The 13,614-nt window shown below is 64.1% G+C and carries 9 protein-coding genes; 4 read left to right on the top strand and 5 right to left on the bottom strand.

The window, feature by feature from the left end:
* Positions 1-7 precede the first annotated feature (7 nt).
* The gene (locus tag AB4O25_RS01645) at positions 8-1,549 is read right to left on the bottom strand and encodes an acetolactate synthase large subunit (RefSeq protein ID WP_017526975.1); all 1,542 of its coding nucleotides are present in this window, start codon (positions 1,547-1,549) and stop codon (positions 8-10) included.
* Between the two features lie 253 nt (positions 1,550-1,802).
* On the opposite strand from AB4O25_RS01645, the gene AB4O25_RS01640 reads away from it, so the two are divergent.
* On the top strand, positions 1,803-2,561 hold the full coding sequence (locus AB4O25_RS01640) for an IclR family transcriptional regulator (RefSeq protein ID WP_017526974.1): 759 nt from the start codon (positions 1,803-1,805) through the stop codon (positions 2,559-2,561).
* A gap of 20 nt (positions 2,562-2,581) precedes the next feature.
* Here the strand turns inward: AB4O25_RS01640 and AB4O25_RS01635 are convergent, their stop codons facing one another.
* The 3 genes from AB4O25_RS01635 to AB4O25_RS01625 all read right to left on the bottom strand — a co-directional run bounded on the left by AB4O25_RS01635 (position 2,582) and on the right by AB4O25_RS01625 (position 6,938).
* Entirely contained in the window at positions 2,582-3,904 is a 1,323-nt protein-coding gene (locus AB4O25_RS01635) for an alginate export family protein (protein WP_050553985.1), read from the bottom strand.
* Positions 3,905-3,993: 89 nt separating this feature from the next.
* Positions 3,994-5,412, bottom strand: coding sequence for an aldehyde dehydrogenase family protein (locus AB4O25_RS01630; protein ID WP_065878597.1), 1,419 nt, complete (start codon positions 5,410-5,412; stop codon positions 3,994-3,996).
* A gap of 77 nt (positions 5,413-5,489) precedes the next feature.
* Positions 5,490-6,938 carry an APC family permease gene (locus tag AB4O25_RS01625; RefSeq protein ID WP_217856327.1) on the bottom strand — a complete coding sequence of 483 codons (1,449 nt, stop codon included), beginning with the start codon at positions 6,936-6,938 and terminating at the stop codon, positions 5,490-5,492.
* A 414-nt stretch (positions 6,939-7,352) separates the two neighbouring features.
* On the opposite strand from AB4O25_RS01625, the gene AB4O25_RS01620 reads away from it, so the two are divergent.
* Positions 7,353-9,488: a methyl-accepting chemotaxis protein gene (locus tag AB4O25_RS01620; RefSeq protein ID WP_460150364.1), complete on the top strand. Its 2,136-nt coding sequence runs from the start codon at positions 7,353-7,355 to the stop codon at positions 9,486-9,488.
* A 60-nt stretch (positions 9,489-9,548) separates the two neighbouring features.
* Here AB4O25_RS01620 and AB4O25_RS01615 read toward each other — a convergent pair whose 3' ends face one another.
* Positions 9,549-10,511 carry a helix-turn-helix domain-containing protein gene (locus AB4O25_RS01615; protein ID WP_068936452.1) on the bottom strand — a complete coding sequence of 321 codons (963 nt, stop codon included), beginning with the start codon at positions 10,509-10,511 and terminating at the stop codon, positions 9,549-9,551.
* Between the two features lie 214 nt (positions 10,512-10,725).
* Between AB4O25_RS01615 and AB4O25_RS01610 the strand changes: the two genes are divergently transcribed.
* On the top strand, positions 10,726-12,102 hold the full coding sequence (locus tag AB4O25_RS01610) for an aspartate aminotransferase family protein (protein ID WP_017526968.1): 1,377 nt from the start codon (positions 10,726-10,728) through the stop codon (positions 12,100-12,102).
* A 37-nt stretch (positions 12,103-12,139) separates the two neighbouring features.
* Positions 12,140-13,594 (top strand): aldehyde dehydrogenase family protein, encoded by a 1,455-nt coding sequence (locus tag AB4O25_RS01605; RefSeq protein ID WP_065878602.1) that lies wholly within the window; start codon positions 12,140-12,142, stop codon positions 13,592-13,594.
* Positions 13,595-13,614 lie beyond the last annotated feature (20 nt).

The following is a 13,614-nucleotide window of genomic DNA, read 5'->3' as shown; positions in this document are numbered from 1 at the left end:
GACTCCTTCACAGTGCCATTTCGATCAGGCAAGGCCCCGCATCGGCGGCGGCGTTGGCCAGTGCGCGTTGCAGTTCGGCGTTGGTGTGTACGGTGCAGGACGGCACGCCGTAGCCTTTGGCCAGGGCTTTCCAATCGATGCGCGGACGGTCGAGCACGGTCAGCTTGAGGGCCTGGGGGTCGAGTTCGGTCATGCCGAAACGGCGCAATTCGTTTTGCAGGATCGCGTAGCGGTGGTTGGCGGCGATCAGGATCACCACCGGCAATTGCTCGCGGGCGATGCTCCACAGGGTTTGGATCGTGTACTGCGCGCTGCCGTCCGATTGCAGGCAGAACACCCGATTGCCACGCTCGGCCAGCGCGGCGCCGAAGCCCACCGGAATGCCCTGGCCGATTGCGCCGCCGGTGTTGGTCATGACCCGATGCCGTTTGGCGCGCGCCGAGGCGGTAAAAAACGGATAGCCGCAGGTGCCGCCCTCCACCGAGACAATGCAGTCGTCCGGCAGCGCGGCGGCCAAAAGCTGGCCGACCGACTGCGCGCTCAACGCCGCTTCGCCCGGCGGCAGCTGGATGTCCTGCGGCGTGGGCACATAGGCCGGGGCATCCAGCGCATCGGCCAGCGCGGTCAGCGCCCCGGCCACGTCGTCGCCGACCTCGGCCAGCGACAACAGGCGCTCACGCTCGGCCAGCCGCGACGGGATACCTTCATAACCGAAGTAACTGATGGGCTCGGGTACACCGGCACACACCACTTTGTCGTATTGCTCAAGGATTTCGATGGCCACTTCCGGGAAATACGGCAGGCGATCCAGGTCGGGCAAACCGCCGCCGCGGTAGCTCAGGCGCGGGAACGTTTCGGCGAACAGCCGCACGCCGGGCAGTTGCGCCAGGCGCCCCGCCGCTTCCAGCCCGGCCACCGACAAGCCATGGTCACCGACGATGAACACCAGGCGCTGGCCATCGCGCACCGCCTGAGCCACGGCTTCAATGCGGTCGCCGGCAAAGCGCCGCACCGGCGCCCGCAGTGGGCTGAACCGGCCGGTGTGGGTCACGGCGTTGGCTTGCAGGTCCATCGGCAAAATCAAGCTGGCAATCTGGCCCTTGGCTTGCCAAGCGGCACGCATGGCTTCTTGCAGGTCTTCGCCGACTCCCGAGGCGGTGCGCGAGGTGCGCACCCAACTGGACACGCTGCCGGCCAGGGCCTGGATATCGCTGGCCAGGGGCGGATCGTAATTGACGTGCCACGAGGCGTGATCACCGATCACATTGACGATGGGCGTGTTGGCGCGCCGTGCGTTGTGCAGGTTGGCGATGCCATTGGCAAAGCCCGGGCCCAGGTGCGTGAGGGTCATCGCCGGTTTGCCGGCGATACGGCCATAGCCGTCCGCGGCGCCGGTGCACACCCCTTCGAACAACGACAACACCGGTTTAAGGGCCGGCGCGCTGGCCATGGCCGCCACCAGTGGAATCTCGGTGGTTCCCGGGTTGGCGAAGCAGTACTCGATACCGCTTGCCGCCGCCGCATTCACTATCAGTTGCGCGCCATTCATGCTCTGCCCTCTCGCTTGAGCGTTTTATGTGGTGAGATTTATCACATACAAAAACACACCAAACAAGCATTTTTTATTAGTTTGTCTCTTATTTTGAGATTTATGAATATTTAATGCCTGTCGAAATTGCATTTATCGCGAGCTGATGTAATGTGGCGCAACCCCGCAGGCCGTCTGTGGACGCGGGCTTGGATCTGCGCTGTTTTCGCCTATAGTGCTTAGCCGCGTGCCACCCCCCCTTTCTAGGAACGAAATGAGCAGCCTGAGCAAATTGCTGAGTGTCCTGGACCTGTTCGGTCCAGCGACGTTGAGGATCGACCCGGACACCATCGCCGAACGCATGGGCCTGTCGCGCGCCACGGCGTATCGCTACGTCAAGGATCTGTGCGACGCCGGCCTGCTGACCCGTGTGGATGCCGGCAGCTATGGCCTGGGGCCGCGTGTGATCGAACTGGACTGGATGATGCGCCAGTACGACCCTATCCTGCTGGCGGGGCGCGAGCTGATGCACGAGCTGTCGGCGCAGACTGGCCTGGCGGTGTTCGCCAGCGTTTTTTATGACGGGCGCATCATCAATACCTACATCGCCGAACCCACCGATACCTACCACTTCTCCTTCGGGCGCGGGCACCCGTTGCCGTTTTTTCGCGGGGCGCAATCCAAGGTATTGATCGCCTTTCAGAAGGGCCGACGCCTGCAACGCCTGTTCGACGAACACATGGCCGGCGACCCGGACAGCCCCTACGACTGGGCAAGCTTCGCCAAGGCCACGAAAAAGATCCGCAAGGATGGCTATTGCCTGACCCACGACGAACTCAACCTGGGCCTGACCGGCATCGCCGCGCCGATCATCCAGCCGGATATCGACGAGGTGATCGGCAGCCTGTCCGCCGTCGGCAGCACCCAGAGCTTCAAGTTGCTGCGCCAGGAAACCGTGATCGAAATGGTGATGGACACCACGCGGCGCATCGCCGAGAACATGCGCAATCACCCCCGCACCGCCGCGCCCTGAAACGCGACGGTGATGGCGGGTCAGAACGGTACGGCGACGGTCAGTTGGCTGTACAGGTTGGTGCCGTTGCCGACGGCCTGGTTGCCGCCGCTGGTGGCGTCTTCCTTGGGTTTGTAGAGGCCGATCAGCGGCGTGATGATCAAGTGCGGGTTGACCGCCCACTCGGCATACAGGTCCAGCTCCTGCGCATTGAGGTTCAGCGCATTGCTTTTGCGCACCGTGTCGAAGTCGAAGTACAGCGCGCCCAGCGTCAGGTTTTCCAGCGGCATGGCCTTGAGGCTCACATGCTGGATGCGCGTGTTGCTGTTGAACGGCCCGGCATAGTTGCCGGCCACTTCACCCTGCAACCAGGTGCCGTAGCCGGTGCTCAGGCCGGTGAACAGCGAATCCCACTTTTGTGAATAACGGGCATAGCGATAGGTGACCTTCGGCGTCCAGGCGACATCGGCGAAGGTGTAGCCGGCTTCGCCGTACCAGGCTTTTTCGGGCCCGCTGTCCTTGTCCTGCCAGGCATATTCGAACGCCAGGTTCACGTTCGGCAGGCCGGCGTCGCCTTCACCGCGCACACTGTAGACGTTCATGCCCTTGCGCTGGCGCTGAAAATCGCTGGCCCAGCGCTCGTTCACATCGATGCCATGCACCCAGGTCAACCCCAGGGTGCCGGGCTTGGTGGTGTAATCCAGCGTGCCGGCGGCCACTTCGCTTTCAGCCTGGGCGCGGTTGTCGGATTTAAGCCACAGCAGGCTGCCGTGCAGGCCGTCTTTGCCGCCCAGGCGCAGGAACGCGGTTTGATCGAAGGCATGCCGCGCGGCCAGGTAATACGCACCGCCACGGTTCATCGCGCCATCGGCCGGGCCCTTGCCCAGGTTCGGGCCGTCATCGTTGATCAAAAAGCCACTGCCGAGCTTGACCACCTGGCGCCCACCGGAAATCTCCACGCCGTCCTGGCCCAGGGCCGGAAACAGATCTCCGGAGCGCCACCCCAAGTAGGCGTCTTCGATCTTGGTGGTGCGTTCGCTGCCGAGGGTATTGCCGGCCGGGTCGCCATCGCCCCAGGTGGCGGAACTGACCAACGCAAAGGCGCCATAGGCAGTACCGTTACCGGCCAGGGACTGGTCGCCGCTCACGCCATACTTGATGAAGCCTTCGCGCCAGGTAGAACCGCCCGCCGTGCCGTCGTAGTTTTTGCGGCTGTTGAACATGCCGAATACGGCGGTCATGTCGGCGTTGAGATGACGGCTTTCATCGCTGTACAGCTCGTAGGCCTGGACCTGGCTGATGGCACCGAGCGACAAGGCGCAAGCCAATGTGCCGCCCAGCATTGAAGTGGATGGATACCGCATGATCGAAGCTCCTCAGGGTGCGCCTTTAAAGGCTGTCTTAGCTATTGGCATGAGAGCGGCGCAGCTTTGCTGCGCCAGGTGGGCAAGGCTTACTCGGCCGCGCGCTTATTGACGAACAGCAGCTGTTGACCGGTGAATTCGAGCAACCCTTCCAGGCCGAACTCGACGCCGAAACCAGACATTTTGCTGCCGCCGAACGGGGTATTGGGCTGGATGCGCGCGTGGCAGTTGACCCACGCCACACCGCTTTCCAAACGGCTGGCCAGCGCCTGGGCCTGCGCCACATCCGGGCCCCATACCGAGCCGCCCAAGCCCATGTCGCCGGCGTTGGCGCGGCTCAGTACGTCTTCGACGTCGCGGTAGGCGATCAGCGGCAAGACCGGCCCGAACTGCTCTTCATCGACCAGGCGCTGGCCGTCGGTCACATCGGCGACCAGCGTGGGCGGGTAAAAGAAGCCTGGGTGATCCAGGCGCGCGCCGCCGCACAACACGCGCGCGCCTTGGGCCCGCGCATCGTCGACCAATGCCTCGACCAGCTTGAGTTGATCCAGGTTCTGCACCGGGCCGAAGTTGACGCCGGGCTCCAAGCCATCGCCCACCACTTGGCGCCCCGCGATCAGCGTCAATGCATCGGCAAATGCCTGGTACTGGGATTCGTGGATATACAAACGCTTGAGCGCCGCGCAGGTCTGGCCCATGTTGAGAAACGCCGCCTGGAATATCTCCTCGGCCACCTCAACCGGCGTGCCGGGCAGGACGATGGCGGCGTCGTTGCCGCCCAGTTCCAGGGTGAGGCGCTTGAGGTTACTGGCGGCGCCGCGCATGACGCTCTGGCCGGTGGCGGTAGAACCGGTGAAGACGATTTTCTGGATACCCGGGTGCGACGTTATCGCACTGCCGAACCCCTGCTCGCCAGTCACGCAGTTGATCACCCCCTTGGGCACATGCCGCGCAATGATGTCGACCAGGCGCAGGGTACTCAGCGGCGTCAGGCTCGACGGTTTGCTGATCACGCAGTTACCGGCCCTCAGCGCCGGCATGATGTGCCACACGGCGATCATGAACGGCCAGTTCCACGGTGTGATGGAGGCCACCACCCCCAGGGGCTTGCGGTGCAGCTCGACGCGCTGGGTCGGGGTTTCTTCCACCAGCTCGACGTCGATCTGTTGCCCGGCGGCGTAGCGGGTCCAGGCGGCGCCCCCCATGACTTCGGAAAATGCCAGCTCCAGCGGTTTACCTTGCTCAAGCACGATCAGCCGGGCCAATGCGTCGGCATTTTGCTCAATATCATCGGCAATCGCCATGAGGCGCTCGCAACGCAGCGCATGGGTACTCAGGCGCCAGGTTTTGAACGCGGCCTGAGCGGCGTCTACCGCCGCGTCCAGTTGCGCCAGCGAACCGGCCGGGCACTGCGCGAAGGCTGTGCCGGTGGCTGGATTGATCACATCAAACTGCCCGTTTTCACCGGCAACCTGAACCCCGTTGATAAGCATTGTGTAGTGCTGCATGTGGACGCTTCCTTTAACGCAGACGAGCTTTGGCGTGCGACGCAAAATAAGTCGCAGTGGGTGTGTCGGAACGTGCTTTAGAGCTTGTGGCTACCCAGGGCCAGGAACCGCTGCGGCGCAACCTTGCGCAGGCGCGCGGCCAGGTAGATGCCGGCCAACAAGGCCGCCGGAATGACCGCACACAGGCTGTAGGACAACAGTTGGCTGGCACCGGTCAGCACATCGAAATGCACCACCGCCAACACCAGCACCATCAGCAAGGCCAGGCAGGAGAAAATCGGCAGGATGCGTCCACGCCAGATCCCGACTTTGAGCTCGGGATGCCGATGGAAGTACACGCACACCGCGACCGAGGTCATCGCCATCAGCAGGATCACGCACAGGGTGGCCAGGTTGGAGAACCAGGCGAACAGTTGCAGGATCGGGTCGGCGTCCATCGCCGCGAAAATCAGCACGACCACCGCGGCGATCAGGCTTTGCAACGCCGAGCCCATGTGTGGGCTCTGGTGCACACGGTGGGTGGTGCCCAGCAGGCTGTGCAGCAAGCCGTCACGCCCGATGGCGTAGAAGTAACGCGCCGCGGCGTTATGAAACGCGAGCAGCCCGGCGTAGATGCTGACCATGAACAGCACGCGGATAACCTGGGTCAGGTGCGGCCCGACAAAGTGGTCGGACATGCCGTAGATAAACGTGGTCGGGTCCTGCAGGGCTTGCAGCATCGGCACGATCTTGTCCGCGCCCACGCCCACCACCATCGCCCACACCGACAGCGCATAAAACCCGCCGATCAGCAGCACCGAGCTGTAGGTTGCGATTGGAATCGTGCGCTGCGGGTCTTTCGCCTCTTCACCATAAATGGTGGTGGCCTCAAAGCCGATGAAGGCGGCAAAGCAGAACAGCAGGCCGATTGACGGCGTGCCGCTGAACACGTGCTGGCTGCTGAAGGAATCAAGGTTGACCCCGCTGTCGCCACCGGTCTTGAGAATGGCGAAATCCAGGGTGAGGATCGCCAGGTATTCAGCGATCACCACCACCGACAACACCCGCGCCGACAGGTCGATCTTGCGGTAGCCGAGAATCGCAATGCTGACCATCGCCAGCAGCGAATAGGACCACCAGGGCAACACCAGGCCGAAGACACTCTCCATGGTGCCGCTGACCACACCGCCGAACATGCCGTACAGGGCGATCTGCAAAATGTTGTAGGCGAACATCGCCAGCACCGCCGCCGAGCCGCCGGCCAGGCCGCCCAGGCCACGCGAGGTGAAGGCGTAGAAACCACCGGCGTTGGTGACGTGCCGCGCCATGGTGGTGTAACCCACCGAAAACGCCATCAGCACCGCCAGGGCCAGCAACAGCAACGCCGGGGTGCCGGCGCCGTTCCCTAGCATGATGCCGATCGGGAATCCGCCGGCAATCACACTGAGCGGACTCGCCGCCGAAATCACAAAAAAGATGATGAAGCCGACACCCAGGGCGCCACGCTTGAGCTCCGTAGAGCCATTGACCGGCATAGTTACACTCATGTTATTGACCTTATTGTATGAGGCAGTCGCTGTGGGGTGGCGCCGACTCAGGCTCTATCGGTGCCGGGTAGCGCTTTTATTCTTGAGGTTGCACGCTGGATTCGATCCTATGCCCGCCTACGGAACCCTCGCTATCCCAAATCGGTAACATCGCCGCCAGCGCCCCAAAACAGGTCACCCGCCGCGACACTCCACGCCGATTTGGGATAGTCGCGCGCAGCTGCTGGCCTGCATGCTAGGTTCAGGCCCCCTCTGCCCGGCTGTCGGCCAGTGGCACCAACCGCCAGTCGGCCCGTGGCAAACGCCTGTGCGCAAAACGCGGCGCCGGCCGATGCACTGACAAACCAATAAGAAATCGGTGGCCCAGGCCAACCGATGATCGTTCAACACGCTGTTCACCCGTGAGATAGCCCAATGTTCGACACCCTCTCCATTCGCTTGAAAATCGTGCTGCTCTCGGGCTTGTGCCTGCTGGGCGTGATCAGCCTGATCGTCGGCATGAACCTCTACCAGAGTAGCCAGAACAACCGGTTGATCAGCACCTCAAGCAGCCGGATGCTCACGGACAGTGGCGAGAACCTGCTGCAGGCCAAGGCCGCCGAGCAGGCCAGCAACCTGCAACAGGTGTTCGGCAGCAGCCTGCAGACCATCAGCGCCTTTGCCGACCAGGCGAGCCACCTGCGCGACATGGCCGCCCAGCGCGGGTTGGCCGCCACGACCTTGCGTGAAGAACTCAACCAGGCGCTCAAGACCACGTTCGACCACAACCCGCAGGTACTGGGGCTTTGGCTGGTCTACGAACCGAATGCGCTGGACGGCAGGGACGCCGAATTCGCCAACGACGCCGCACGTGCCTCCAACGAAAACGGACGCTTTGCCAGCGCCTGGAACCGGGGCGCCGGCCAACCGATGAATATCCTGATACCCGAAGCCGATTTGCAGAAAACCGAACTGAGCATCAGCGGCACGCCTTACAACAGTTGGTACACCTGCCCGCGAGACACCGGGCGTACCTGCCTGATGGCGCCCTACGCCGACACGCAGGCCGGGCAGGTGCAACTGATGACCACCTTGTCCATGCCCTTGATCGTGGATGGCAAGGTGGTCGGCACGCTCGGCGTGGACCTTGCGCTCGGCGCCCTGCAAGCGGCCGCGAGCGATGCCCAGCGCGCACTGTTCAACGGTTCGGGGCGCATGCTGATTGTGTCCGACAGCGGGGTGCTTGCCGCCTACAGCAGCGACGCCAGCCAGATCGGCAAACCCATCAGCGCGCCGTTGGCGCAGGAAGGCCAGGCGGTGCTCAGCGCCCTGGCGCAAAAGCCGGTCGTGATGGCCCAGGATCAATCGATTCGCGCGGTCTACCCTGTCGCGCCGATCCTGCAGGCGGCGCCCTGGGGCGTGGTCATTGACCTGCCCAGGGAGGTCTTGCTGGCCGACTCGGTGAAACTGCAAGCCTTGCTTGACCAGACCCAGACCCGCGACACCCTGGAGTCGCTGCTGGTGGCCATCGGCGCCGGGCTGCTGGGCCTGCTGTTGATCGGGTTCACCGCCTCCGGCGTGACGCGCCCGATCAACAGCGTCGCGCAGATGCTCAAGGCGATTGCCAGCGGCGACGGCGACCTGACTCAACGGCTCAATTACCGCAAAAAGGACGAACTGGGCGAACTGGTGCAGTGGTTCAACCGCTTTCTCGACAAGCTGCAACCCACCATTGCGCAGATCAAGCAGAGCATCACCGATGCACGCGGCACCGCCGACCAGTCTTCGGAAATCGCACGGCAGACCAGTGAAGGCATGCAGGTGCAGTTTCGCGAGATCGACCAGTTGGCAACCGCCTCCAACGAAATGAGCGCCACGGCGCATGAAGTCGCCAGCAGCGCGTCGAACGCCGCCCAGGCGGCCCGGGGTGCCGACCAGGCGTCCAAAGACGGCATTACCCTGATCGAACGCAGTACCCACGACATCAACGCCCTGGCCAATGAAGTCAGCAAGGCCGTGACCGAAGTCGAGGCGCTGGCGGTCAACAGCGAGCAGATCGGCTCGGTGCTGGAGGTGATCCGCAGCATTGCCGAACAAACCAACCTGCTGGCACTCAACGCCGCAATCGAGGCCGCACGCGCCGGAGAAAGCGGGCGCGGTTTTGCGGTGGTGGCCGATGAAGTGCGCAACCTGGCCAAGCGCACCCAGGATTCGGTGGAGGAAATCCGCCTGGTGATCGAACGCATCCAGACCGGCACGCGTGGCGTGGTGGCCACCATGCATTCAAGCCATGCACAGGCCCAGAGCAATGCCAGGCAGATTCACCAGGCCGTGCAAGCGCTTGGCAAAATCAGCGAGGCGGTGACGGTCATCAGCGATATGAACCTGCAGATCGCCAGCGCGGCGGAGGAACAAAGTGCGGTGGCCGAGGAGGTCAATCGCAATGTCTCGACTATTCGCGGGGTGACCGAAACGCTGACCGAACAGGCGGCCGAATCGGCGCAGGTCAGCAGCCAGCTCAATGCGCGGGCCAATCATCAAATGCAGTTGATGGACCAGTTCCGCGCCTAGGCGGCGGCCGGTATCGCTACAGCGGCGCCAGGCCATTGATGCGCCATGGCGGGCGGGTGTTCAGGCGCGCGCGCAGGCAGGGATGGCGGCACGCGCGGTTTGCGAGGGCAACTCGGCGAACAGGGCGTGGTACTCCTCGGCAAAATGGCTGAGGTGATAGAAGCCCCATTGGGCGGCGGCATCGCCGACCGAGAGACGGGACGCCGCGGTCGACATCAAGGCGCGGCGCACACCGTTGAGCCGCACCGAGCGCAGGTAGTTCAGCGGCGTCGTCTCGGCCACCGCGCGAAAGCTGTTCTGCACGGTGCGGCGACTCACCTGGAGGCGCTCGCACAGTTCGTTCACGCTGGGCACGTTGAGCATCTCGGCCGTGGTCAGCCGGTGGCATTTCTCGACAATGAAGCTGCGCGTGGAGCTCGGGCTGCGCTGCTGTTTGTCACAGGCCGGGTCGGTGAGCAGCTGCATCAGTTCATCGAGCAGGGCCTGCTCAAGCCTGGGCTCACACGCGCTGTCGGGCGCCTGGTCGGTCACCGCCAGGGACAGCATCGCCAGCAATCGCCCTCGGGCCTGGGCAAAGCGCTGCGCGCAGACCCGGATCACCGGCTGACGCAACAACCGACCGATCTCCCCGGCCGACGCCGTGTGCGTCAACGCCTGCTCGAACCATTCGCGCTCGAACGTGACGGACAACAGCTCCATGCCCATCGGCATATGGAACATGAACTCCTCGCCGCCGTGCAGGAAAAACAGGCTGCTGTCGTCCACCTCGCGGCCCTGCATGCGCGTCGAGCCCGGCACGCTGATCGGCACGGCGAAGCACATCTTGCCGCGCGGCGCCACGCCGTGCTGCACCACGCGTTGGTTGATCTGCTCGCGGAACACGTGGCAACGCGCCGTCGTCAGTTGCATCAAAGAACTTTCGGCCTGGCCGGCGGTTAACTGGCTGTAGTCCTGGCTCCATTCCTGGACAGTGGCCGCATGCACATGGATATCGCGAAAGTGGCTCACATGATGGTTTTGCATGATGGGTGAAAACCTCTGCCGATAGTGTTGTTTCCAGCCTGCCGTGTTTTGCGATAGTCCCACATAGGTCACGCATTGCAAATTCTTTGTATCTGCCGCCATGCATCGGCAACGGCGCAGCTCATGCGCGTCGATTTGCCGATTCGGGCTAACGGTCAAGGCCCTGTCATGAGAATGATCGGCTCACTGAAAACCGTCAGCCAGAGAGTTCGTCATGAGTGAGTCCAAATTAGAAGCCCTGCATTTTGCGGATGCGCCGCGAATGATTTCCACAACCCTGCCCGGCCCCATGACCCGCGAGGCGCTGGCATTGTCGGCACGCACCGAGTCGATGGCGCGCGGCGGCGGGCGCATGCCGATCGCCATGGACCGCGCGTTCGGCGCGACCTTCAAGGACCCCGACGGCAACACCTACATCGACCTGTCGGCGGGCGTGGGCGTCAGCAGCGTCGGGCGCTGCCACCCCAAGGTGGTGCAGGCCATCCGCGATCAATCCGAAGTGCTGATGCACGCCCTGGAAATCAACAGCACCCGCCGCACCGCACTGGCGGCCAAGCTTTCGGAGATCGCGCCCGAGGGCCTGCGCGGTGACTGCATCACGTTCTTCACACAAAGCGGCAGCGACGCGCTGGAGGCGGCGGTCAAGTTCGCCAAACGCATCACCGGGCGTCACCAGATCCTGGCCTTCCACGGCGGCTACCATGGTGTGTGGAATGCCTCCGGCGCGCTCACCACCGGCACGGCCTACCGCAAGGGCTACGGCCCGATGATGGGTGGCGTGATCCATGCGCCCTACCCCTACGCCTATCGCTTTCCCTTCGACACCTCGCACGCAAGCGCCGAGCAGATCGCCGGCGACTACGTGGATTACCTGCTCAACAGCCCCTACACCGCCGCCGATGATGTGGCCGCCGTGATCGTCGAACCGGTACAGGGCGAAGGCGGCTACGTGCCGCCCTCGCCGCAGTTCCTGCAACTGCTGCGCAAAGCCTGCGACCGCGCCGGCGCGCTGCTGATTGTCGATGAAGTGCAATCCGGCGCGGGGCGCACCGGCAAGATGTGGGCGGTGGAGCATTCCGGCGTGAAGCCCGACATGCTCACCTTCGGCAAGGGTATCGGCAGCGACCTGCCGATGGCCGGACTGATCATGCGCTCGGACCTGGCGGCCGCGATTCCCGACGGGTCGATGCCCAATACCTTCGCCGCCAACTCGTTGTCGGCAGCCGTGGCGCTGACCAACATCAGCATCCTGCAAGACCCGGAACTCGGCCTGCTGGAGCGCGCCCACACCCTGGGGCTGGAAGCGCAGGCACACATCCGCGCATTCAACAGCCCGCTGGTGGGTGAAGTGCGCGGTCGCGGCCTGATGATTGGTATCGAGCTGGTCGAAGACGCCGCCACCAAGACCCCGCTGGCGGGCGAAAAGATCGGCCGGCTCATGGGCTACCTGATGAATCACGGCGTGCTGATGATCCCGTGCGGCCGCTACGGCAACGTCATGCGTGTGATGCCCTCGCTGACGATCCCGCGCGCAATGTTCTTCAAGGCGCTGGACGTATTCGGCGACGCCCTGGCCTCCCTTGAGGCATGAGGTATATGCCCCCTGCTCATCACCCCCGGACACTCACATGAATCAGCACCTGAACCACTTCATCCAAGGCGCGTCGTGCGAAGCCAGCGACAGTGGTCGCATCCCGCTCATCAACCCCGTGACCGAACAGATCTACGGCAGCTGCGCCAGCGGCACCGTCGACGACGTGGCCCGCGCCGTGGCTGCGGCACGCGTCCAGCTTGAAGGCGGTGATTGGAGCCGGCTTGACGGCGCCCAGCGCGGTCGGCTGCTGTCGAAACTGGCGGACCTGGTGGAACGTGACAGCCAATTGCTGGCCGACATGGACGCCGACGCCATCGGCCGTTCGCCACTCGAACCACGCCGGATGGACCTGCCCAACGCCATCGCCAACCTGCGCGCCGCCGCCGGCTGGGCCAACCAGTTGGAGGGCCGCACCATTCCCACCGGCGGCTACTTCGGCAGCAAGACCCTCTCGTACACCGTGCGCGAACCGGTGGGCGTGGTCGGCGCCATCGTGCCGTGGAACTCACCGCTGATGATCACGGTGTGGAAGCTCGCCGCCTTGCTGGCGGCGGGCTGCACGGTGGTGGTCAAACCCTCGGAAGAGACCCCGCAGTCGGCCCTGCACCTGGCGGTGCTGGCGCAGCAAGCGGGCTTTCCGGACGGGGTGATCAACGTGGTCACCGGCTACGGCGCGCAAGTGGGCCGCGCCTTATGCGAGCACCCACACGTCGCCAAGATCAGCTTCACTGGCAGCCCCGAGGCCGGGCGCGAGATCCAGCGCACCGCCGGTGTGCTGTTCAAGCGAGTGGCGCTGGAGCTGGGCGGCAAGAGCCCGCAGATCGTGTTCGACGACGCGCCATTCGATGACGCGCTGTTCGGCTGCACCCTGGGCCTGTTCGTCAACCAGGGGCAGATCTGCGCCTCCGGTTCGCGCATCCTGGTGCAGCGCAGCCTGGCCGAACGCTTCGCTGCCGCGCTGGCCGATGCCGCGCGCGCGGTCAAGGTGGGTGACCCACGCGAGCCCGAGGTGCAGATGGGGCCGGTGGCCAAGAAAGCGCAGTTCGACCGCGTCAACCGCTACATTCAGTTGGGCATCGATCAAGGCGCGACGCTGTTGGCCGGCGGGGTCTCCCCTCCTGGGCAAGGCTGGTTCGTGCGACCGACGATCTTCGCCGACGCGCGCAACGACATGGCCATCGCCCAGGACGAAATCTTCGGGCCCGTCGGTACGGTGATCACGTTCGACAGCGAAGAAGAGGCCGTGGCACTGGCCAACGACTCCGCCTACGGCCTGGCGGCCACGGTCTGGACCACCGACCTGGCGCGCGCGCACCGCGTGGCCGCGCAGGTCAAGGCCGGCGCCATCGGCGTCAACTGCTGGAGCCCGCTGGACGCCAACCTGCCATGGGGCGGCGTCAAGGCCAGTGGTCTTGGTCGTGAAGGCGGGTTGAGCGGCGCGCTGGCCTATACCGAGGAAAAAGTCATTACCGTGCTGCTGCCCGACTGACCCTATACCGCCCCAGCCAC

Source organism: Pseudomonas sp. S3_A03 (assembly GCF_054668275.1).
The sequence above is the reverse complement of the archived record's forward strand: the minus strand, read 5'-3'. Positions and strand labels throughout refer to the sequence as shown.